The organism is Geodermatophilus obscurus (genome assembly GCF_900115395.1).
GTDB lineage: Bacteria > Actinomycetota > Actinomycetes > Mycobacteriales > Geodermatophilaceae > Geodermatophilus > Geodermatophilus obscurus_B.
This window is the reverse complement of record NZ_FOWE01000005.1, coordinates 188,894-210,445: the sequence shown is the minus strand read 5'-3', so window position 1 is coordinate 210,445 and position 21,552 is coordinate 188,894. Positions and strand designations below refer to the sequence as shown.

The 21,552-nt window shown below is 76.1% G+C and carries 18 protein-coding genes; 10 read left to right on the top strand and 8 right to left on the bottom strand.

The genetic code is table 11. The features are described from left to right. Nucleotides 1-15: 15 nt before the first annotated feature. Both BM165_RS11585 and BM165_RS11580 read right to left on the bottom strand, forming a co-directional pair. The gene (locus BM165_RS11585) at nt 16-1,530 is read right to left on the bottom strand and encodes an MFS transporter (RefSeq protein ID WP_075013697.1); all 1,515 of its coding nucleotides are present in this window, start codon (nt 1,528-1,530) and stop codon (nt 16-18) included. A gap of 65 nt (nt 1,531-1,595) precedes the next feature. Next, nucleotides 1,596-1,955: a DoxX family protein gene (locus BM165_RS11580; protein WP_075013696.1), complete on the bottom strand. Its 360-nt coding sequence runs from the start codon at nt 1,953-1,955 to the stop codon at nt 1,596-1,598. A 24-nt stretch (nt 1,956-1,979) separates the two neighbouring features. Here BM165_RS11580 and BM165_RS11575 point away from each other — a divergent pair, with 24 nt between their 5' ends. Then, entirely contained in the window at nt 1,980-2,729 is a 750-nt protein-coding gene (locus BM165_RS11575; RefSeq protein WP_075013695.1) for a sulfite exporter TauE/SafE family protein, read from the top strand. A 66-nt stretch (nt 2,730-2,795) separates the two neighbouring features. Here BM165_RS11575 and nadA read toward each other — a convergent pair whose 3' ends face one another. Next, nucleotides 2,796-3,827 (bottom strand): quinolinate synthase NadA, encoded by a 1,032-nt coding sequence (gene nadA, locus BM165_RS11570; RefSeq protein ID WP_244274175.1) that lies wholly within the window; start codon nt 3,825-3,827, stop codon nt 2,796-2,798. Between the two features lie 106 nt (nt 3,828-3,933). Next, a complete protein-coding gene (locus tag BM165_RS11565) occupies nt 3,934-4,524 on the bottom strand; it encodes a dihydrofolate reductase family protein (RefSeq protein ID WP_075013694.1) in 591 nt (196 codons plus the stop codon). A gap of 158 nt (nt 4,525-4,682) precedes the next feature. Between BM165_RS11565 and BM165_RS24280 the strand changes: the two genes are divergently transcribed. Genes BM165_RS24280 through BM165_RS11550 form a run of 3 tightly spaced genes read left to right on the top strand, consistent with a single transcriptional unit; the run spans nt 4,683 to nt 7,167 of the window. Beyond that, nucleotides 4,683-5,558, top strand: a complete 876-nt coding sequence (locus BM165_RS24280; protein ID WP_075013693.1) for an ABC transporter substrate-binding protein — start codon at nt 4,683-4,685, stop codon at nt 5,556-5,558. 41 nt (nt 5,559-5,599) lie between these two features. Beyond that, nucleotides 5,600-6,427 (top strand): amino acid ABC transporter permease, encoded by an 828-nt coding sequence (locus tag BM165_RS24275; RefSeq protein ID WP_208976718.1) that lies wholly within the window; start codon nt 5,600-5,602, stop codon nt 6,425-6,427. Then, nucleotides 6,424-7,167 carry an amino acid ABC transporter ATP-binding protein gene (locus BM165_RS11550; RefSeq protein WP_075013692.1) on the top strand — a complete coding sequence of 248 codons (744 nt, stop codon included), beginning with the start codon at nt 6,424-6,426 and terminating at the stop codon, nt 7,165-7,167. The genes BM165_RS24275 and BM165_RS11550 overlap by 4 nt, the downstream gene beginning before the upstream one ends. Before the next feature lie 92 nt (nt 7,168-7,259). Here BM165_RS11550 and BM165_RS11545 read toward each other — a convergent pair whose 3' ends face one another. Genes BM165_RS11545 through BM165_RS11530 form a run of 4 tightly spaced genes read right to left on the bottom strand, consistent with a single transcriptional unit; the run spans nt 7,260 to nt 10,441 of the window. Then, complete coding sequence (locus BM165_RS11545) at nt 7,260-8,354, bottom strand: bifunctional RNase H/acid phosphatase (RefSeq protein WP_075013691.1); 1,095 nt, start codon at nt 8,352-8,354, stop codon at nt 7,260-7,262. Then, entirely contained in the window at nt 8,351-9,091 is a 741-nt protein-coding gene (locus BM165_RS11540; RefSeq protein ID WP_075013690.1) for a zinc ribbon domain-containing protein, read from the bottom strand. Before BM165_RS11540 ends, BM165_RS11545 begins: the two co-directional genes overlap by 4 nt. After that, the gene (locus BM165_RS11535; protein WP_075013689.1) at nt 9,088-9,939 is read right to left on the bottom strand and encodes a Nif3-like dinuclear metal center hexameric protein; all 852 of its coding nucleotides are present in this window, start codon (nt 9,937-9,939) and stop codon (nt 9,088-9,090) included. Before BM165_RS11535 ends, BM165_RS11540 begins: the two co-directional genes overlap by 4 nt. Nucleotides 9,940-9,955: 16 nt before the next feature. Continuing rightward, nucleotides 9,956-10,441, bottom strand: a complete 486-nt coding sequence (locus BM165_RS11530) for a GNAT family N-acetyltransferase (protein WP_075013688.1) — start codon at nt 10,439-10,441, stop codon at nt 9,956-9,958. Nucleotides 10,442-10,628: 187 nt separating this feature from the next. Between BM165_RS11530 and BM165_RS11525 the strand changes: the two genes are divergently transcribed. From BM165_RS11525 to BM165_RS25180, 6 genes are all read left to right on the top strand, one after another. Beyond that, nucleotides 10,629-12,581: an FUSC family protein gene (locus BM165_RS11525; protein ID WP_075013687.1), complete on the top strand. Its 1,953-nt coding sequence runs from the start codon at nt 10,629-10,631 to the stop codon at nt 12,579-12,581. A gap of 36 nt (nt 12,582-12,617) precedes the next feature. Then, nucleotides 12,618-13,619 (top strand): alpha/beta fold hydrolase, encoded by a 1,002-nt coding sequence (locus BM165_RS11520; protein ID WP_083427270.1) that lies wholly within the window; start codon nt 12,618-12,620, stop codon nt 13,617-13,619. Between the two features lie 70 nt (nt 13,620-13,689). Further along, entirely contained in the window at nt 13,690-15,099 is a 1,410-nt protein-coding gene (locus tag BM165_RS11515) for a WS/DGAT/MGAT family O-acyltransferase (RefSeq protein ID WP_075013686.1), read from the top strand. A 70-nt stretch (nt 15,100-15,169) separates the two neighbouring features. Further along, nucleotides 15,170-16,177 carry an NAD-dependent epimerase/dehydratase family protein gene (locus BM165_RS11510; protein WP_083427269.1) on the top strand — a complete coding sequence of 336 codons (1,008 nt, stop codon included), beginning with the start codon at nt 15,170-15,172 and terminating at the stop codon, nt 16,175-16,177. Between the two features lie 149 nt (nt 16,178-16,326). Further along, nucleotides 16,327-18,576, top strand: coding sequence for a glycerol-3-phosphate 1-O-acyltransferase (locus BM165_RS11505; RefSeq protein ID WP_075013685.1), 2,250 nt, complete (start codon nt 16,327-16,329; stop codon nt 18,574-18,576). Further along, nucleotides 18,573-21,527 (top strand): HAD-IB family hydrolase, encoded by a 2,955-nt coding sequence (locus BM165_RS25180; RefSeq protein WP_075013684.1) that lies wholly within the window; start codon nt 18,573-18,575, stop codon nt 21,525-21,527. Before BM165_RS11505 ends, BM165_RS25180 begins: the two co-directional genes overlap by 4 nt. The last annotated feature ends 25 nt before the right edge of the window (nt 21,528-21,552 follow it).

Here is a 21,552-nt window from a genome sequence, read left to right as displayed (position 1 = left end):
GGCAGTCTGCCCCGGTCAGCGCGTGGCGGCGGCCGCGGGACGCGCGGCCGGCGCCTGCCCGGGCGCGGCGGCGCGCACGAGCAGCAGCACCAGGACCCCGCCGACGACGCCGGCCGCACCGCAGACGAGGAACACGTCACGCAGCCCGTCGGCGTAGGCGCCGCCGAGCAGGTCGGCCAGCGCGCCCCGCTCGGCCGGCGGCGCGGCCCCGACGATCCGTCCGGCCTGCCCGGCGCTCAGCGCGGTCGCCGTCCCGCCGGGGTCGGGGGCACCGGCGTCGCGCAGCGGGGCCGCCGCCCCCGCGGTGAAGACGCTGCCCAGCACCGCGACGCCGAGGGCGAAGCCGAGCTGCCGGGCGGTGTTGACCGCCCCCGAGGCCATGCCGCTGCGCTCCCGGGGCACCGCCGCCAGGGCCGCCGACGCCAGCAGCGGGGTCGCCAGGCCCACCCCGGCGCCGAGGACGGCGAGGCCGGCCACCAGGACCCGCCAGGTGGAGTCGCCGTCGACCAGCGCCATCAGCAGCGAGCCGGCGCCGACGAGCAGCAGCCCGCCGCCGATCACCGGGCCGGGCGGGCGGGCCTGCAGCGCCCGGCCGGCGGCCGCGGCGACGACGAAGCTGACCAGCGACAGCGGGACGAACACCAGCCCCGTCTGCAGCGGCGAGAGCCCGCCGACCGACTGCAGCCACAGTGAGGTGAACACCAGCGAGGCGAACGCCGAGGCGTTGAGCAGCAGCGACCCGATCATGATCCCGGTGAAGGAGCGGCTGCCGAAGAGCCGGACGTCGAGCATCGGGGCCCGCCGGCGCAGCTCGACGAGCACCCACACGGCCAGCGCGAGCAGGCCACCGGCCAGCGGCGCCCAGGCGGCCGGTGCGTCCCAGCCGTCGGCGGCGGCGCGGACGAGGCCGAACACCAGGCCGCCGGCGCCGAGGGTGAACAGCCCGATGCCGGGGAGGTCCGGGCGCGGTGCGCCGGGCTGCCGGGTCTCGGCGACGGCCCTGAGCGTCAGGACCACGGCGAGCACGCAGAAGGGCAGGTTGACGTAGAAGATCCAGCGCCAGGACAGCTCGGTGAGCGCGCCGCCCAGGATCGGCCCGATGGCGGCCGCCGCCCCGGAGACGGCGCCCCAGATGCCGAAGGCGGTCCCGCGGTCGCGGCCCTCGTAGCCGGTGTTGATCAGCGCGATCGTGGTGGCGAACATGATCGCCCCGCCGATCCCCTGCGCTCCGCGGGCGGCGACCAGCGAGCCGGCGTCCGGGGCCAGGCCGCAGGCCAGCGAGGCGAGCGCGAACAGGACGAGCCCGATCAGGTAGAGCCGGCGGCGCCCGTAGAGGTCGGCCAGCGAGCCCGCGCCGAGCACCAGCGCGGCGAGGGCCAGCGCGTAGACGTCGACCACCCACTGCAGCTGGCCGAAGGAGGTGTCCAGGTCGGTCGCCATGTCCGGCAGGGCGACGTTCACGATCGTGACGTCGACCAGGAGCATGAACGTGCCGGTGCAGATCGCGACCAGCGGCAGCCACTTGCGCATGGCAACCACTGTCCACCACTCCGTCGTGCCCCGTCCGGTGGAGGACAACCGGGCGCGCCGGGGTCTCAGCGCCCGCGGGCGACCCGCAGAGCCGCGGCGATCATCGGCCCCTGGAGGGGCAGCCGCACGGTCGCGGCCGCCAGCAGCGCCGGGTTCCCCCGGGCGATGCGGACGTGGTGCAGGTGCGCCGGCAGGAACGACGCCAGCAGCCCGGCGGCGGCCCAGCCCCCGGCGCGGCGGGTGGGCGGCGCGCTCAGCAGCGCCGCGGCGGCCACCTCGGCGACGCCGCTGCCCAGCACCCACGCGCGGGCGTCGCCGAGCTCCGGGGGCACCAGCCACTCGTAGGTCCGGGGCCGCACGAGGTGCAGCACGCCGGAGCCGCCGAGTGCGGCGGCCAGCCAGGTCGCCGGGGCGGGCAGTCGCATGCGGTCACCGTAGGCTGCGGCCCCGTGCCGGCCGCCGACCTGCTGATCGCGGCGGCGGTCGCCCTGCTGGCGGGCGTCGTCAACTCGATCGCCGGGGGCGGGTCGCTGATCCTGTTCCCGACCCTGGTGGCGCTCGGGTTGCCGACGGTCGCGGCCAATGTCACCAACTCGGTCGCGCAGTGGCCCGGCTACCTCGGCGGGATGGTGGGGTTCCGCCGCGAGTACGCCGGCCAGCGCGGCCGGCTCCTGCGCCTCGGCGTCGTCTCGGCGCTGGGCGGGACGGCCGGCAGCGTGCTGCTGCTGACCACGCCGAGCGAGGCCTTCGACGTCGTCGTGCCGGTGCTCGTGCTGCTGGCCAGCCTGCTGCTCGCGGTGCAGCCGCTGCTCACCCGCCGGCTGCGCGACCGCGACGACGCCACCGTGCGCGACCCGTGGTGGCTGTTCCTCGCGCTGTTCCTCGCCACCGTCTACGGCGGCTACTTCGGCGGGGCGCTGGGCGTGATCCTGGTCGGCGTCCTGGGCACGGCGCTGCACCGGCTGCCGCTGGCCAACGCGCTCAAGTCGGCGTTCTCCGCGGTGACGGCGACGGTCACGCTCGTGGTGTTCGGGCTGTTCGGCCCGGTCGCGTGGGCGGTGGTGGCCGTCGCGGCGCCGGCGAGCCTGGTGGGCGGCTTCGCCGGCGCCCGCATCGCCGGCCGCATCCCGGCGACCCCGCTGCGCGTGCTGATCGTCGTCTTCGGCCTGACGGTGTCGGCCTACCTGTTCACCAGGTGACGTGCTGGAACGGCCTCCTGCAGGGTCCCGCCCCGAGCCTGCGAGGGGTGGGGGGCAGGAGGTCCTTCATTCGCCGCCGCGGCCGGGCTCGCCGATGGCCACCATGGCCTCGACGGCGCGGCGGGCGCGGGCGGCGGTGTCGGGGTCGACGTCGATCGCGCCCTCGCCGGTGCGCAGCGTGTGCAGCAGCTTCGCCGGGGTGATCATCTTCATGTAGCGGCAGGCGGCCCGCTCGTTCATCGGGATGAACGCCGTCCCGCTGTTGAGCGCGCGCAGCTGGTGCAGGATGCCGATCTCGGTGGCCACCAGCACCTGGCCCGACGACGTGCGCGCCGCGGCCTCGACCATCCCGCCGGTGGACAGCACGCGGGTGCGGTCGGCCGGCAGGTCGCCATGGCTGACCAGGTCGAGCACGGAGGTGGTGCAGCCGCACTCGGGGTGCACGAGGATCTCCGCGTCGGGGTGGGCGGCGACCTGCGCGCGGACGTCGGCCGGGCTGATGCCGGCGTGCACGTGGCACTCCCCCGCCCACACGTGGATGTCCTCGCGCCCGGTCACGCGCCTGACGTGCGCGCCGAGGAACTGGTCGGGGCAGAAGAGGATCTCGCGGTCGGCCGGGATGGAGCGGATGACGTCGGCGGCGTTCGACGACGTGCAGCAGATGTCGGTCTCGGCCTTCACCGCGGCCGTGGTGTTGACGTAGCTGACGACGACGGCGCCCGGGTGCTCGGCCTTCCACTCGCGCAGCTGCTCGGCGGTGATCGAGTCAGCCAGCGAGCAGCCGGCGGCGTGGTCGGGCAGGAGCACCGTCTTGTCCGGCGAGAGGATCTTCGCCGTCTCGGCCATGAAGTGGACGCCGCAGAAGACGATCTCCCGGGCGTCGGTCTGCGCCGCGACCCGCGACAGGTACAGCGAGTCACCGGTGAAGTGGGCGACGTCCTGGATCTCGGGCACCTGGTAGTTGTGCGCGAGCACGACCGCGCCGCGCTCGTCGGCCAGCCGGCGGACCTCGGCCGCCCAGGTCTCGTACTCGGCGGGCGACAGGGTGCGCTCGTCGCCGACGACGGCGGGGGTGGCGGGCGCGATGGTCGCGGTCACGGGGCTCCTCGGAGGGGACGGGGCTCTCATGCTCCCCGCCGCGTCGGAGGCGACGGCGGCGGGGTGCCCGGTGCAACGCGCGGCCACCCCGGGCGCTTCCCCGGCGTCAGCGCCGGACGTCGTAGACCAGGTGCGTCACCCGCCTGCCCTGCACCACCTGCGGGTCCTCGAACTCGATCTCCGGTGGGCCGCCGGCGCCGAAGTACGGCTTGCCCGAGCCCAGGACCACCGGGACGAGCGCGAGCACCACCCGGTCGACCAGGCCGGCGCGCAGCGCCTGCCCGCCGACGTCGCCCGCGCTCACCGTGACGTCGCGGTCGCCGGCCATCTCCCGCGCCCGCTCGATCCCGGTCCCCACGTCGGGCACGAAGGAGAACGGCGCCGTGCCGGCGTGCGGCCAGTCGTCGGCCGGGCGGTGGGTGACCACGACGACGTGCTCGCCGTTCGGGGGCACGCCCTCCCAGCCGTTCGTGATGTCGAACAGGCGGCGCCCGACGACCATGACGCCCGCCCGCTCGGCGAACGGCCGCAGGAACTCCGCCGTCGCCCGCGTGACGTGGAAGGGCCGGTCCCGGTCGCTGAAGGACAGCTCGACGTCGCCGTTGCCGTACCAGTCGAACAGCGGTCCCGGCATGTCGTCGTCCCGGCCCACGTACCCGTCCAGCGAGACCGCGGCGAACAGCACCACAGCACCCATGGCGCACCTCCTCGACACCGGCTCCCGGACGGAGCCGTCCCCCCTCCGACCGGCGCGGCGTCCTCAACTCATCGGTTGCGGACGCACGGTGAGGCCGGACACACCGGCGGCGGTCCTACGATCACCGCGCCGTACCCCCGTCGATCAAGGGACCCCCGATGCGCCGTCACCCGCTCCCCCTCGCCCTGGCCGCCGCCACCGCCCTGGCGATCGCGGCGTGCGCCCCGCAGGAGGAGTCGACCGACGCGGCCGCCACGGGCAGCGGCTCCGCGACCACCGGCGCGTGCACCCCCGACGAGCTCGACACCCTCGAGCCGGGCACGCTCACCATCGCCACCGACCAGCCGGCCTACGAGCCGTGGATGGTCGACGACACCCCCGAGAACGGGCAGGGCTTCGAGTCCGCCGTCGCCTACGCCGTCGCCGAGCAGCTCGGGTACACCGAGGACCAGGTCACCTGGACCCGGGTGCCCTTCACCGCCGCGATCCAGCCCGGACCGCGGCCCTTCGACTTCGACGTCAACCAGTTCTCCATCACCGAGGAGCGCCGCCAGGCCGTCGACTTCTCCTCGCCGTACTACACGGTCAGCCAGGCGGTCATCACGACCGCGGGCTCGGCCGCCGACGGCGCCACGTCGCTGGACGACCTGCGCGGCCTGCGCCTGGGCGCCCAGGTGGCGACGACGAGCCTGCAGGTCCTCACCGACGTCATCGCCCCCGAGAGCGACCCGGTCGTGTTCAACACCAACGACGACGCCAAGCTCGCGCTGCAGAACGGTCAGGTCGACGCGATCGTCGTCGACCTGCCGACCGCCTTCTTCATCACCGCGGCCGAGCTCGAGGACGGCGTGATCGTCGGCCAGCTCGAGGACTCCGGCGAGGGCGGCGACCAGTTCGGCCTGCTGCTGGCCAAGGACAGCCCGCTCACCGACTGCGTGTCCCAGGCGGTCGACGCCCTGCGCGAGGACGGCACGCTGGCCGACCTCGAGCAGGAGTGGCTCTCCGACGTCGCCGACGCCCCCGTCCTGTCCTGAGCGCGCCCGTCCCGGGCGGCGGGCTGCCGCCGCCCAGCGAGTTGGAGCTGGGCCGCCGGGCCTGGCGCCGTCGCCGCGCCCGCCGGTCCACGCTCGTCGCGCTGGCCTCCACGCTCGTCTTCGCCGTCGTCGCCTACGTCGCGGTCACCAGCTCGCCGGGCTGGCCGCGGGTGCAGGCGACGTTCTTCTCGCCGTCGGCGGCGCTGGAGTCGCTGCCCGACATCGCCCGCGGCTTGGTGGTCAACCTGCAGGTGCTCGTCGTCGGCGGGCTGCTGGTGCTCGTCGCCGGGCTGGGGACGGCGGCGCTGCGGACGCTGCGCGGCCCGGCCTGGGCCCCGCTGCGGATCCTCGCGACGGTCTACGTCGACCTCTTCCGCGGCGTCCCGCTGATCATCGTGCTGTACCTCGTCGGCTTCGGGTTCCCGGCCCTGGGCCTGCAGGGCGTGCCGACGTCGCCGTTCGTCCTGGGGACGGCGGCCATCGTGCTCGTCTACTCCGCGTACGTGGCCGAGGTGTTCCGGGCCGGCATCGAGTCGGTGCACCCCAGCCAGCGCGCCGCGGCCCGCTCCCTCGGGCTCACCCACCGGCAGACGATGCGGATCGTCGTGCTGCCGCAGGCGCTGCGCACGGTCACCCCGGCGCTGCTCAACGACTTCGTCGCGCTGCAGAAGGACGTCGGGCTGATCTCCGTCCTCGGCGCGATCGACGCCGTCCGCTCGGCGCAGATCCAGGTCGGGCAGACGTTCAACTTCACGCCCTACGTCGTCGCCGGGCTGCTGTTCGTGCTGCTCGCCGTCCCCTCGGCCCGGCTGGCCGACGCCGTCACCGCCCGCGCCCGCCGCCGGCAGCAGAGCGGTTCGTTGCTGTGAGTGTCCTGGAGCTGCGCGGGATCGTGAAGGCGTTCGGCGCGAACGTGGTGCTGCGCGGGGTCGACCTCGCCGTCGACGAGCACCGCGTGGTGGCGCTCATCGGCGGGTCGGGATCGGGCAAGTCGACGCTGCTGCGCTGCGCGTCGCTGCTGGAGACCGTCGACGACGGCCAGGTGCTGCTCGACGGGGAGGACGTCACCGACCCGCGGGCCGACGCCGACCGGGTGCGCCGGCGGATGGGCGTGGTCTTCCAGGCCTACAACCTGTTCCCGCACCTGTCGGTGCTCGACAACGTGACGCTCGCGCCGACGGTCGTGCACGGGCGGTCGAGGTCCGAGGCGGCCGAGGAGGCGCGGGCGCTGCTCGACCGGATCGGGCTGGGCGACAAGGCGGCCGAGTACCCCGACCGGCTCTCCGGTGGGCAGCAGCAGCGGGTGGCGATCGTGCGGGCGCTCGCCGTCCGCCCGCGGGTGCTCCTGCTCGACGAGGTGACCAGCGCGCTCGACCCCGAGCTCGTCGGCGAGGTGCTGGCGCTGGTGCGCGAGGTCGCCGCGCAGGGGATGACGATCGTGATGGCCACCCACGAGATGGGCTTCGCCCGCCAGGTGGCCGACACGGTGGCCTTCCTCGACGGCGGGGTGCTGCTGGAGTCCGGACCGCCGGCGCAGGTGCTCGGTGAGCCGCAGCACCCGCGGACCCGGCAGTTCCTCCGCCGCGTCATCGACGCCGGCCGGCTGTAGGCCGTCCCTCCCCTCCCTATGCCGTCGAGATCGCGTGATCTCGTACGCCGGGGACGCCCCGGACGTGCGAGATCACGCGATCTCGACGGGCCTCAGCGCAGGTGCGCCGTGTCGTTGACCAGGCGGACGGACGTGCGGCCGTCGGAGGACCACGCCACGGTCGACAGCGACGCGGCCTCCAGGAACACCCGGTGCACCACCTCGTCCCCGACCCCGAGGCCGGCGGCCAGCAGCAGCTTGATCGGCGTCACGTGGCTGACCACGAGCACGGTCCGCCCGGCGTGCCGCTCGAGCAGCCGGACGCGGGCCCGCGCGACCCGCTTCGCCACGTCGGCCACCGACTCGCCGTTCGGCGCCGCCACGGTCACGTCGGACGTGAACCGGCGGGCCGCCAGCGGGTGCCGCTCCCGCGCCTCGGTGGCGGTCAGCCCCTCGAGGTCGCCGAAGTCGAGCTCGACCAGGTCGTCGTCGAACTCGACCGGCAGGCCCAGCGCGGCGGCCACGACCTCCGCGGTCTCCCGCGTGCGGCGCAGCGGGGAGGCGACGACGACCTCGATGCCGAGGTCCGCCGCCCGGGCGGCCGCCGCCTCGGCCTCGGCGCGCCCGGTGGCCGACAGCGGCAGGTCGTTGCGGCCGCTGTAGCGACGCTCGGGTGTGTGCTCGGTCCGCCCGTGCCGCAGCAGGTGCGTCACCGTGGTGACGACCGGGGCGGGCTCGGCCGTGGGCTGGACGTCGTCCTCGGCCACCGACGGCTCGGCGGCCAGGTCGCGGTGCACCGGCCGGCCGTCCATGGCGCTGTTGGCCAGGGCGTCGGCGGCGCCGTTCTGCGCCCGCGGCACCCAGGTGTAGCGGACGCCGCCGAGCCGGCGGGCGATGTCGCGGGCCTGCACGGCGAGCTTCTGCATGTCCGGGTGCTTGATCTTCCATCGCCCCGACATCTGCTCGACGACGAGCTTGGAGTCCATCCGCACCTCGACCTGCGCGCCCGGGTCGAGGTCGAGGGCGGCCTGCAGCCCGGCCACCAGGCCGCCGTACTCGGCGACGTTGTTCGTGGCCCGGCCGACGGATGCGGCGCGCTCGGCGAGCACCCGCCCGGTGTCGGCGTCGCGGACCAGCGCGCCGTAGCCGGCCGGACCCGGGTTGCCCCGCGAGCCCCCGTCGGCCTCCACGACGAACCGGCGGCTCACAGCCCCGACTCGGCGGTGCGGACCAGGATCCGGCCGCAGTTCTCGCACCGGACGACCTCGTGCGGGTCGGCGTTGCGGACGGCGGCGAGCTCGCGGCCGTTGAGCTCGATCCGGCAGCCCTGGCACTGGCGCGCCTTGAGCATCGCCGCGCCGGTGGTGCCGGTCTGCTTGCGGATGCGGTCGTACAGCGACAGCAGCGGCTCCGACAGGCCGGCGGCGACCTCGTCCCGCGTGGCCTGGTGGCGTCCGGTCGAGTCGGCGATGTCGGCGAGGGCGTCGTCGCGCAGCTGCTCGGCCCGCTCCCGGTCGGCGGCGGCGGAGGCGCGGCCGGACTGCGCAGCGGCGAGCGCGGCGTCGGCGGTCTCCCGGCGCTCCATGAGCTCGAGCACCTGGTCCTCGAGGTCGGACTGCCGCCGGGCGAGCGACTGCAGCTCCGACTGCAGCGAGGTGATCTCCTTCGCCGTCGCCGCACCGGAGTCGATCCGCGACTGGTCGCGCGACGCCCGCGTCCGGACGGTGTCGACGTCGGCCTCGAGCCGCTTCTGCTCCCGGTCGAGGTCGCGCACCTCGGTCCCCGCCCGGACCTCGGCCTCCGCGAAGGCCCGCTCGGACCCCGCTGCGGCCTCGACGGCGGCGACCTCCGGCAGGGTCCGCTTCCGGTGGGCGAGCTGGGTGAGCGCGACGTCCTCGTCGGCCAGGGCCAGGAGCTTCTGCTGCTCGAAGTGGTCGGCCTTCACCCGCTCAACCTACCCGCGGACCCGGCGCCCCCCGGCGGGCTCGCGTGCACCGCCCAGGGATCGGTGCGCAGCCGGGAGGCGGCCACCGCGACCCTGCCGGAGAGGTCCGCGGCCAGCACCTCGGCGGCGACCGGTACCCAGGGCCACTCGGAGGCGAAGTGCGCGACGTCGCAGACGGCCGGCCCGGGGCGCTCCTGCGACTCCGAGACCGGGTGGTGCCGCAGGTCGCTGGTGAGCAGGACGTCGGCGCCGGCGGCCGCGGCGGCCGGCAGCAGCGAGCCGCCGCTGCCCCCGCACACGGCGACCGTGCGCACCGGGCGGTCCGGGTCGCCGGCCGCGCGCACCCCGCCCGCCGTCGCCGGCAGCACGGCCGCCGCGTGCGCGGCGAAGGCGGCCAGCGTCGTCGGCTCCGCCAGCTCCCCCACCCGGCCCAGCCCCTGCCGCGAGCCCGGGGCGACCGGCTCCAGCGGCCGGGTCGCGGTCAGCCCGAGGACGGCGGCCAGCGCGTCGTTGACGCCGACATCGGCGGCGCGGTCGGCGTTGGTGTGGGCGACGAACAGCCCGCAGCCGGCCCGCACCAGCCGGTGCACCAGGCGCCCCTTCGGGTCGTCGGCGGGCACGCCGTGCACCGCGGTGAGGAACAGCGGGTGGTGGGTGACCAGCAGTCCGGCACCGCTCTCGACCGCCTCGTCGACCACGGCGGCGACCGGGTCCACGGCGACGAGCACCCGCTCGACCGGGTCGGCCGGGTCACCGCACACCAGCCCGACGGCGTCCCAGCTCTCGGCCAGCGCCGGGTCGTAGCGGGCCTCCAGCGCGGCGACGACCTCGCCCAGGGTGGCGGTCACGGGCGCCGACCCTAGGTCAGAGCGGCCGGGCCATCGCGATCCGGCGGCCGTGGACGGTCAGCCCGACGGTGGCCTCCGCGGCGAGCAGCGCGGTCAGCTCCGGACCGGGGTCGGGCAGCACCGTGAAGCCGCGGGCGGCGTACCAGGGCCCGTTCCACGGGACGTCGGCGTACGTGGTCAGCGTGACCCGCGCCGCCCCGGCCTCCCGCGCGGCCCGCACGGCGGCGTCGAGCAGGGCGGTCCCGAGCCCACGCCGCCCGGCCGACGGGTGCACGGAGAGCTGCTCGAGGTGCACGTCGTCGTCGACCCGCTGCAGGGCGGCGAAGCCGACGGCGGGGCGTCCGGCGACCAGGACCCGCCAGGACGCCGCACGCTGCTGCGCGGTCTGCGGCGGCGGGAGGCCGGTGATGCCGAGCGGCTCGAAGAGCGCGTCCGCGGCGGCCTCCACCTCCGGCAGCCGCTCGAGGTCGGCCGGGTCGGCGACCCGCACGTCGGCGTCCACGCCGTCATGCTGCCGCGTGCACGGGCGGCGCGGCGTCCTCCCGCACCGCAACGCGTCCTGCCCCACCGCAACGCGTCCTGGCTCACCGCAACGCGTCCTCCCCCACCGCAGACCGTGAGGGAGGACGCGCCACGATCAGGTCACCTGATCCCGGCGGCCCCCCAGAGCGGGTGAGAGGCTGCCCGACGTGGCGGACCGGTCGCGGCGCGCCCCCGCGTGGCTCGAGGAACTGGTGCGCACCACTCCCCCGCCGGTGCCCTGGCGCGACGTCGCCCGCTTCGCCGTCACCGTGCCCGCGCCGCTGGCCGTCGCCCTGGTGGTCGGCGGGGACGCGGCGCTCGGTGCCGGGGTCTTCGCCACCACCGGGGCGCTCGCGGCCACCCTGGCCCCGCAGGGCGGGCCGCTGCGCGAGCGGCTGCGGCGCACCGCGGCCGCCGTCGGCCTCGGCGCCGTCGGGCTGGTGGCCGGGCAGTACGCCAGCGGCGGCGGGGTGCTGCCGGTGGTCGTCGTGGCGCTGCTCGCGGCAGCCGCGGCGCTGATCAGCGCCGTCAACTCGGCGCTGTCGCTGGGCGCGCTGCAGCTGCTCGTCTACACCGCGCTGGCGTCCGGGCTGGTGACCTCGCTGTCGCCGGCGGCGGAGGTTGCCTGGTTCGCCGTCGGCGCGGCGTGGGCCACGCTCGGGACGCTGGTCCAGTCCGCGACCGAGCCCGGCGACCCCGACCGCGCCGCGGTGGCCGCCGTCCTCACCCGCATCGCCGGCCTGCTCACCGCCGTGGGCACCGAGGGCACCGACGACGCGCGCCGCGACCTGACCACCGCGCTCAACGCCGCCTACGACCGGGTGATCCGCACCCGGAGCCTCCTGGCCGGCCGCAACCGGGAGCTGTCGGAGCTCGCCGGGGTGCTCAACGCCGCGGCACCCCTGGTCGAGGCCGCCGTCGCCTCCGCACGCGCCGGGGTGCACGCCGACCCGCACGACGTCACCGCGGTGCACGCGCTGGCCGCCGCGGTGACCGGCGACCGGGAGCTGCCCGCCGACCGGCCGCCGCCGCTGGACCAGGGCCCGCCGCAGCGGCGCGCGGTGCGGCACGGGGTCCGCCTGGCGTGGGCGGTGGTCGGCGACCCGGAGGAGCGCGCGGAGGCCGCCGTCACCCCGCCCCGGCCGTCCGGGCGCGAGCGGCTGCGCGACCTGGCCGACCGCACCCTCGGCAGCCGCGACACCCGCGACTTCGCCCTCCGGCTCGTGCTGTGCATGAGCATCGCCGAGGTCGCCCGCCAGCTGCTGCCCATCGAGCGCCCCTACTGGGTGCTGCTCACCGTGGCGATCGTGCTCAAGCCCGACTTCGGGTCGGTGTTCACCCGGGCCGTCCAGCGCGGGGCCGGCACGCTGCTCGGCGTCCTCATCGGGTCGGTGCTGCTGTCGTTCCTGCCGCGCGACGGCTGGGTGGTGGTCGCCATGGCCGTGGGCGCGGGGCTGCTGCCGTGGGCGCGGGGGGCGAACTTCGGCCTGTTCTCCGTCTTCCAGACGCCGGTGATCATCCTGCTGCTCGACCTGGCCGTCCCCGGCGGCCCGGGGCTGGTCGGGGCGCGCCTGGTCGACACCCTCATCGGCTGCGCGATCGTCCTGGTCGCCGGCTACCTGATCTGGCCGCAGACCTGGCGGGCGCCGCTGGACGAGGCGCTCCGTGCCGCCACCCTCGCCCTCGACGACTTCGTGGGGGCGGCCTTCACCGGCGACCCCACCACCCGCCGTCGGGCGCGGCGCCGGGCCTACCGCGCGCTCACCGAGGTGCAGACGCAGCTGCAGCGCCGCCTGGCCGAGCCGCCGCCGATCAGCTCCCGCGCCTCGGCGTGGTGGCCGGTCATCGTGCAGCTCGAGCGCACTGCCGACGCCGTCACCGAGGCCGTGATCGCCGTCGGGCAGGGTGGCCGGACCCCCGACCCGGCGCAGGTCGCGGTGCTGCGGCGGGCGCTGCGCGAGCTGGAGGACGACGTCCGCGCGCACCGGCCGCCCGACGACGCCGAGATCGACGCCGACGGCGTGCTGGCGCCCGTGGCGCGCGAGGTCGACGCCGCCCGCCGCCTGGTCCGCGACGCAGCCCCCGGCCGCCGCCCCGAGACGACGGTGCCGGGCACCTGAGTCGCCGGTGCCCCGCGCCTGCGCTGTCATGGACAGATGCGCCGCCGCCGACGGACCTCCCCCGCCGCCCCCCGCATCCCGGTCATCCCCGGCACCGACGGCCCACCGCCGCCGGGGTCGCGCACCGTCCGCACCGACGACGGCGTCGACCTGCACGTGGAGTTCGACGGCCCCGAGGACGCGCCGCTGACCGTGGTGTTCTGCCACGGGTTCACCGCGCGCCTCGGCGAGTGGGAGCTGCAGCGCGAGGCCGTCCGCGACCGCGCCCGCGTCGTGCTGTGGGACCACCGCGGGCACGGCCGCTCCAGCTGGGCCGACCCGACGACGGCGACCATCGACCGCACCGCCCGCGACCTGCAGCTGGTGCTCGATGCCGTCGTCCCGGCCGGGCAGCCGGTCGTCCTCGCCGGGCACTCGATGGGCGGGATGACGGTCATGGCGCTGGCCCGGCAGCGGCCGGACTGGATCGGCACCCGCGTCGTCGGCGCGTTCCTGCTGGCCACCTCGGCCGGCGGGCTCGTCTCCACCGGCCTGCTCGGCACCGCCGTGAAGCTGCTCCAGGCGCTGCGGCTGCTGCCGCTCTACCTGTGGTGGCTGCGGCTGCTGGCGCCCCTGCTGGAGCGCTACCGCCGCCGCGGCTCCCGGATCGGCGCCCGGTACATGCGCACGTACCTCTTCGGCCGCGACGACGCGACGCCGGAGGCGGTGCGGGTCGTGCAGGACATGCTCGAGGAGACGCCGCTGACGGTGACCATGGCCTTCTACGGCACCTTCCTCGACCACGACGAGACGGCGGCGCTGCCGGTGCTGGGCCGGGTGCCGGTCACCGTCGTCGCCGCGGAGTACGACCGGCTGACCCCGGCCGCGCACGGTCGCCGGCTGGCCGAGCTGCTCGGGGAGCGGACCGAGCTCGTCGTCGTCCCGGGCGCCGGGCACAGCGTCAACCTGACCCGCACGGCCGTCGTCGACGAGGCGCTGCTCACCCTGCTCGGCCGGGTGGATGCCGCTGGCTCCGGCCCCGCCCGCCGGGCAGGCTGAGCCGGGGCCCGCCTACTGTGTCCGGCACCACAGCAGCGTCGCCCGACCGTCGACGAGGAGGGGAGCGACCGTGGACCGACTGAGTGCCACCGATGCCGGCTTCTACTACGCCGAGACCGAGAACGCCCCGCTGCACGTGGGCTCCGTGGCCGTGTTCGAGGGCCCCGCGCCGTCCTACGGCGACCTGGTCCGGCTCCTGCTGAGCAAGCTCCCGCAGGTCCCCCGCTACCGGCAGCGGGTCCGCGAGGTGCCGATGAGCCTCGGCCGCCCGCTGTGGGTCGACGACCCGCACTTCCAGATCCTCTACCACGTGCGGCACACCGCGGTGCCGAAGCCCGGCGGGCAGGAGCAGCTGCGCAACCTCGCGGGGCGGGTGCTCGGCCAGCGCCTGGACATGGCCAAGCCGCTGTGGGAGGTGTGGCTGGTCGAGGGCCTGGAGGACGACCGCTGGGCGATCATCTCCAAGGTCCACCACTGCATGGTCGACGGCGTCGCCGGCACCGACCTCATGCAGGTGATGTTCGACATCGACCCCGACGCCGAGCACGCCCCGCCGCGCGACTGGTCGCCGCAGCGCACCCCGTCGGGCCTGGCCATGGCCGTCGGCGCCGTCACCGAGACCGTGACCACCCCGCTGCGCCAGCTCACCTCCCTGCCCGGACCCGAGGCGGTCACCGCCGGCGCGAAGAGCCTCGTGGGCAGCGCCCGTGCGGCGGCCGCGACCCTGCCCGCGCTGGCCCGCCAGGCGCTCACGCCGCTGGCGCGCACGCTCACCGGCCCGATCGGCCCGCACCGCCGGTGGGCCTGGTCGGACGCGGAGTTCGCCGAGCTCAAGACCGCTCGCACGGCGCTCGGCGGCACGGTGAACGACGTCGTCCTCACCGCGATCACCCGTGGCTTCCGCGACCTGCTGCAGGGCCGCGGCGCCCTCGGCGGGGACACCGTGGTGCGCACGATGGTGCCCATCTCGGTCCGCAGGCCGAACGAGCGCGGGTCGCTGAACAACCAGGTGACGGCGGTGTTCGTCGACCTGCCCGTCGGCGAGCCGGACCCGGTGGAGCGGCTGACCCTGATCCGGCGGCAGATGGACGACTACAAGCGCACGATGCAGGCCGTCGACGCCCGCTCGATCATCGCGATGGGCGACTACGTGGCCCCGACGCTGCTGGCGCTCGGGGTGCGCGCGGCGGCGTCGGCCGGGCAGCTGTGGTGCCAGGCGGTGACCACCAACGTCCCCGGGCCGCGCGTGCCGCTGTACGTGCTCGGCAGGCGGATGGTCTCGGCGCACCCGTACGTGCCCATCGGCGGCGGGACGCGGATCTCGATCGGCATCTTCAGCTACCTGGACTCGATGACCTTCGGCATCAACGCCGACTTCGACGCCTTCCCCGACCTCGAGGTGCTCTCCGACGGCATCCGCCGCGGCGTGGACGAGCTGGTCGGCCTGGGGCGCAGCCAGCCGGCCGCAGCGGCCCGGTGAGCCGGGCCGCCCGGTCCCGGCCGGCCCGGTCCTGGTTCACCCCGCCGGGGGCCCGGGTAGCGGAACCGGCGTGACCGCTCCCCAGACCGACCTGACCGTCGCCGTCACCGGCCCCACCGGCACCTTCGGCGAGGGGCTGGTCCCCCTGCTGCAGGACGACGACCGCGTGCGCCGGGTCGTGGGCATCGCCCGCCGTCCCTTCGACCCGGCCGACCGCGGCTGGTCGAAGATGGAGTACCGGCGCGGCGACGTCCGCGACGCCGGCGCACTGCGGGAGGCCTTCGCCGGCGCCGACGTCGTCGTGCACCTTGCCTTCCTCATCACCGGCAACGCCTCCCGGCAGACCACCCGGGCGATCAACGTCGACGGCACGCTCAACGCCTTCCGGGCGGCCGCCGCGGCCGGCGCGCGCCGCTTCGTCTACGCCTCCTCCGTCGCCGCCTACGGCTTCCACCCGGACAACCCCGTGGGCATGACCGAGGAGTGGCCGGTGCGCCCGGCCGCGCGGCTGTTCTACGCCCAGGAGAAGGCCGAGCTCGAGCAGCTGCTGCAGGCCGAGGCCCAGGCGCACCCGGAGATCGACCTCTACCTGCTGCGCCCGCCGGTGGTGCTGGGCCCGCACACCCTCGGCGCCAAGGACCTGCTGCCCGGCCCCCTCGCGCCGCTGGGCCGCAAGCTGGCCGAGCAGGGCACCCGGCGGCTGCCGGTCCCGGTGCCGGTCGCGGTCCCGGTGATCCCGCTGCAGTTCGTGCACGAGGACGACGTCGGGCAGGCGCTGCTGCAGTGCGTCGTGGCGGCCGGCCCGCCCGGGGCCTACAACATCGCCGGCGACGGCGTGCTGACCGCGGCCGACGTCGCGCGCGAGTACGGCGCGATCCCGCTGCCGCTGCCGGCCGCCCCCGCGCAGCTGGCCGCCCGGGCGGTGTCGCGGCTGCCGTTCCTGCCGCCGGTGGCCGAGTGGGTGGAGGCTGCCAGCCACCCGGCCATCATGGACACCACCAAGGCCCGCGAGCAGCTGGGCTGGCGCCCGCGCTACACCGGGCTGGAGGCCCTGCGGGCCACGCTGCGCTCGGGCTGACGACGCAGCTGACCAGCACTTCCGCGGACGGCGCCGGACCGGCAGGCTCGGCGTCCCCGCGGGCGTGACCCCGGCCGCGGCCCCGGACGAGACCGGACGGGGCCTGCGTGGGCCGGAGCAGTCCCGGGAGACCCCGGAGAGAGGTGCACATGGACCCGCTCGTCGACACCGCCGTCCCGACGATCGTGCTGGCCGACGTGACCAGCGAGGTGGAGCGGCGGCTGGTGGCCGACGTGGTCCCCGCCGACCGCGACGAGGTGACCGTGGTCCCGATGCGCGGCGCCGCGCTCGCCGCGCCGCTCGCCGACGCCGTCCCGGAGACCGTGGTGACCGCGGTCCGGGTGGCCTGGGCCCCGCGCCGGCCCTCCGCCTCCGCCCCGGGACGCACGCGGCGCGGCCGGCTGCACGACGTGCGCCCCTGGCTGCTGCGCCGTCCGCCCGCGCCCCTGCAGGCCGCCGCGGTGCGCCGCGACCCCGACCGCGCCCGCGTCGTCGTCGCCGAGCCCGCGACGGTGGCCGAGCTGGCGCGCCGGTGGGACGGCAGCGGCTCGCTGGCCGCCTTCGTCGTCCACCAGGCGGAGCTGGCGCTGGACCGGGCCGAGCGCCTGGTGGTCGGCGACCGGGCGAAGGTGCCGCGGCACGTGGCCGAGGCGATCCAGTACAGCCCGGAGTTCCGCGGCGAGGTCGCCGCGCTGGCCGAGCGGCTCGAGCTGCCCGAGGAGCAGGTCATGGCCGAGGCGGTCGAGGACCTGCGCGGCCTGGTCGCGGCGATGGACCCGGTGGCCGTCGAGCTGTTCACCGCCCTGCTGCGGCCGGTGCACGCCCGCGCGTGGGACGTGCATGCCGACACCGCCCGGCTCGCCGGCCTGCGGGAGCTCAACCGGCGGCACCCGCTGGTGTTCCTGCCCAGCCACCGCTCCTACGTCGACCCGCTGGTGCTGGCCGACGTGCTCGCCGCCCACGACTTCCCGCGCAACCACGTGCTGGGCGGGGAGAACCTGCGCTTCTGGCCGGTCGGCCCGATCGCCAAGCGCGCCGGGCTGGTGTTCATCCGGCGCAGCTTCGGCGACGACCAGGTCTACAAGCTCGCCGTCCGCGAGTACTTCGCCTTCCTGCTGGCCAAGCGGTTCAACCTCGAGTGGTACATGGAGGGCGGCCGCTCCCGCACCGGGAAGCTGCGCCCGCCACGTCACGGGCTGCTGCGCTACGTGGCCGACGCCGTCGAGCGCGGCCGGGTCGAGGACGCCTACGTGGTCCCCGTGTCGATCACCTACGACCAGCTGCGCGAGGTCACCGGCATGGCCGCCGAGCAGGGCGGGGCCGCCAAGCGCGGCGAGGGGCTGTCGTGGATGGCCTCCTACATCCGCGAGCAGGTGCGCACCCCGCTGGGCACCGTGCACGTCGGCTTCGCCGAGCCCATCTCGCTGGCCGCGGCGCTGCGCAGCGGCGCCGACCCCGCCGACCCCGACGCCCGCCGGCTGACCCTGCAGAAGGTAGCCTTCCAGGTCGCCGTCGGGATCAACTCCGTCACCCCGGCGACGGCGACCGCGCTGGTCACCCTGGCACTCCTCGGCGTCCGGGACCGCGCGCTCACGCTGGGGCAGGTGCAGCGGGTGCTCGAGCCCCTGCTGGCCTACCTCACCGAGGAGGGCCGGCCGCACTCCGGCGCCGCCCTGCGCACCGCCACCGGGGTGCGGCGGGTGCTCGCCGCGCTCGCCCAGCAGGGCGTGGTCACCGTCTACGAGGGCGGCGAGGAGCCGGTCTACGCCATCGAGCGCGGCCAGCACCTGGTGGCCGCCTTCTACCGCAACAGCGCCGTCCACCACGTCGTCGACCGGGCGATCGCCGAGCTGGTCATGCTGCGCGACCCGGCCGACCGCTGGGAGGAGGCCACCCGCCTGCGCAAGCTCCTGGAGTTCGAGTTCTTCTTCCCCGAGCGCGAGGCCTACCGCGAGCGGCTGGCCGCCGAGCTCGCGCGGCTCGACCCGGCGTGGGAGACCGCCGACGGCCGCGACGTGCTGTGCCGGGCGCCGCTGCTGGTGGCCCACCGGGTGCTGCGCTCCTTCCTCGACGCGCAGCTCGTCGTGGCCGAGCGGCTGGCCGCCCGCGACCCGCGCACCCCCGTGGCCGAGCCGGAGTTCCTCGCCGAGTGCAGCGGCGTCGGCCAGCAGATGCTGCTGCAGGGCCGGCTGCACGGGCCCGAGTCGCTGTCGCGCGAGCTGTTCGCCAGCGCGCTGCGGCTGGCCGCCAACCTCGACCTGGTCGACCCCGGGCGGGAGGAGCTGGCCCGCCGCCGCCAGGAGTGGGCCGCTCAAGTCCGGGACGTCGTCGGCCGAGTAGGAGTGATCGACGAGTTGGACGCCGCGGCGCGGCGGGAGAGCGTGGGGGTGGAGCCGTGACGGCCGACCAGGGGACGACGGCGGGCGGCGGTCTGCGGGAGAACGCCGCGGCGATGGCCAGGCGCGCGGTCTGGACCGAGGAGCAGCTGATCGCCGACGTCGACGCCGCGCCCCCGGGCCCGCGGATCGGCGCGTTCTTCGACTTCGACGGCACCGTCATCGACGGCTACTCCCTGGCCGCCTTCGCCCGCCACCACCTGCGCTCGCTGGAGGTGACGCCGAACGCGCTGGGCCAGCTGCTGCTCAACGGGCTGCGCGGGGTCACCACCGAGGAGGACTTCGAGCGGTTCACCGTCGCCGGCATGCGCGCGTGGGCCGGCCGCAGCGAGGACGAGCTGCTCGAGCTCGGCGAGCGGCTGTTCGTCCAGGGCATCGCCGGGTCGCTGTACCCGGAGGCGTGGCGTCTGGTCACCGCGCACCTCAACGCCGGGCACACCGTGGTCCTGGCCTCCTCGGCCACCCGGTTCCAGGTCGAGCCGGCCGCCCGCGCCCTGGGCGTGGAGCACGTGCTGGTCTCCCCCGTCGAGATCGTCGACGGCCTGTGCACCGGCCGCCCCGGCGGGCCGCTGCTGTGGCGCAAGGGCAAGGCCGCCGCCGTGCGCACCTTCGCCGAGGAGCACGGCATCGACCTGCTGCAGAGCTACGCCTACTCCAACGGCGACGAGGACGTCCCCTTCCTGCGCACCGTCGGCCGGGCCCGCGCGCTCAACCCCGGCCGCGGACTGACCGCCGCCGCGCGGCACTACTCCTGGCCGGTGGCCCACTTCCGCCGCCGCGGCACCACCTCGCCGGTCGACCTCGCCCGCACCGTGGCCGGCGTCGGCGGCATGGTCGGCGGCTTCGCCACCGGCCTGGCCGTCGGCGCCCTGGGCGGCTCCCGGCGCGAGGCGGTCGACCTGGGGATCACCCTCGCGGGTGAACTCGGCAGCGCGCTGGCCGGCGTCCGGCTCGACGTCCAGGGCGCCGAGCACCTCGCCACCCGCCCGGCGGTGTTCCTCTTCAACCACCAGAGCCAGCTCGACGTACTCGTGCTCGCCAAGCTCCTGCGCGGCGGGTTCACCGGCGTGGCCAAGAAGGAGCTGGCCCGCACACCCGGCTTCGGGCTGGCCTTCCGCCTGGCCGACGTCGCCTTCGTCGACCGCGGCGACCCCGAGCAGGCGCGCAGGGCGCTCGAGCCCGCGGTGCAGCGCCTGAAGGAGGGCATCTCGCTGGTCGTGGCGCCCGAGGGCACCCGGACGGCGACGCCGACGCTGGCGCCGTTCAAGAAGGGCGCCTTCCACGTCGCCATGCAGGCCGGCGTGCCGATCGTGCCGATCGTGCTGCGCAACACCGGCGAGCTGATGTGGCGCGGCGCCACCACCGTCTCCCCCGGCGTCGTCCAGGTGCGCGTGCTGCCGCCGGTCCCCACCGACGGGTGGACCGTCGACGACCTCGACGAGCGGGTCGCCGACGTGCGCGACCGGTACCTGCGCACCCTGGCCGACTGGGGTGGCCGCGGCGAGCGCCCCGTGGTCAGCGAGGAGCCGACCGCCGGGGAGGCGGCGCCGCTGCCCGCCCCGCCGCTGGACTGGGGCAGCGTGCCGGAGATGAACCCGCTGGAGACGGCGATGTGGCGCGCCGAGGTGGCCGACCCGCGGCTGCGCGCCAACGTCGCCCTGCTGGAGCTGCTGGAGCCCGCCCCGGAGTGGGAGCGGCTGCGCGCCGCGCACGAGTGGGCCTCGCGGATGGTGCCGCGGATGCGCCAGCGCGTCGTCGAGCCGGCGCTCGGCATCGGCACGCCGCGGTGGGTGACGGTCGAGGAGCTCGACCTCGACGCGCACGTGCGGCGGGTGCGGCTGGAGGAGCCGGGCTCGATGCGGCAGCTGCTCGACGTCGTCGGGGAGTTCGTCTCCGCGCCGCTGGACCGCGACAGGCCACTGTGGCAGGCGCTGCTGGTCGAGGGGCTGGCCGACGGCCGCGCCGGCTACGTCGTCAAGACCCACCACAGCACCACCGACGGCCTGGGCGCGGTGCAGCTCATGGGCAGGCTGCACAGCCGCACCGCCGAGCACGACCCGGTGCGCCCCGAGCCACCCGTTCCCACGCCCGGCGACGGCGTCTCGCGCACCGGCCTGCTCACCGAGCAGCTCGTCGGCACCGCCCGCTCGGCACCGATGGCGGTGCTGCGCCGCGGCGTCGACGCGCTCACCAGCGGCGCCAACCCGTGGGGCGCGGTCACCTCGGCGCTGGGGTCGGCCCGCTCGGCCGGGCGCACCCTCACCCCGCCGGGACCGGGCTCCACCCTGCTCACCCCGCGCGGCGGCGACTGGCACCTCGAGGTGCTCGAGGTGGCGCTGGCCGACCTCAAGGCCGGGGCGAAGGCGGCCGGTGGCTCGCTCAACGACGGCTTCCTGGCCGCGATGGTCGGCGGCTTCCGCCGCTACCACCAGCGGCACGGGGCGCCGCTGGGCACGCTGGCCATCGGCATCCCGATCAGCCTGCGGTCGCAGGACGCGCCCGAGGGCGGCAACCGGTTCACCGGCGCCCGCTTCGCCGCGCCGCTCGACGAGCCCGACCCCGCGGCGCGCATCCGGACGATCCGCGAGTTCGTCCTCTCCGTGCGCGGCGACGCGCGCTCCAGCGTGCTCAACGACCTGCTCGCCCCCACGCTGAGCTGGCTGCCGGCGCCGGTGATCGGCGCGGTGTCGGGGCGGCTGACCAGCGCGAACGACGTCCAGGTCTCCAACGTGCCCGGGGTGACGCACCCGGTGTACATCGCCGGCTCGCGGATCACCCGGATGTTCCCGTTCGGCCCGCTGCCCGGCTGCGCCGCGATGATCACGCTGCTGTCGCACGAGACGCAGTGCTGCATCGGGATGAACCTCGACTCAGCTGCCGTCACCGACCCGGCCGGGCTCGTGGCCGACCTGCAGGCGGGGCTGGACGAGGTGGTGGCGCTCGGCCGCGGCTGACGCCCAGGAGGTGTGAGCCGGGGTG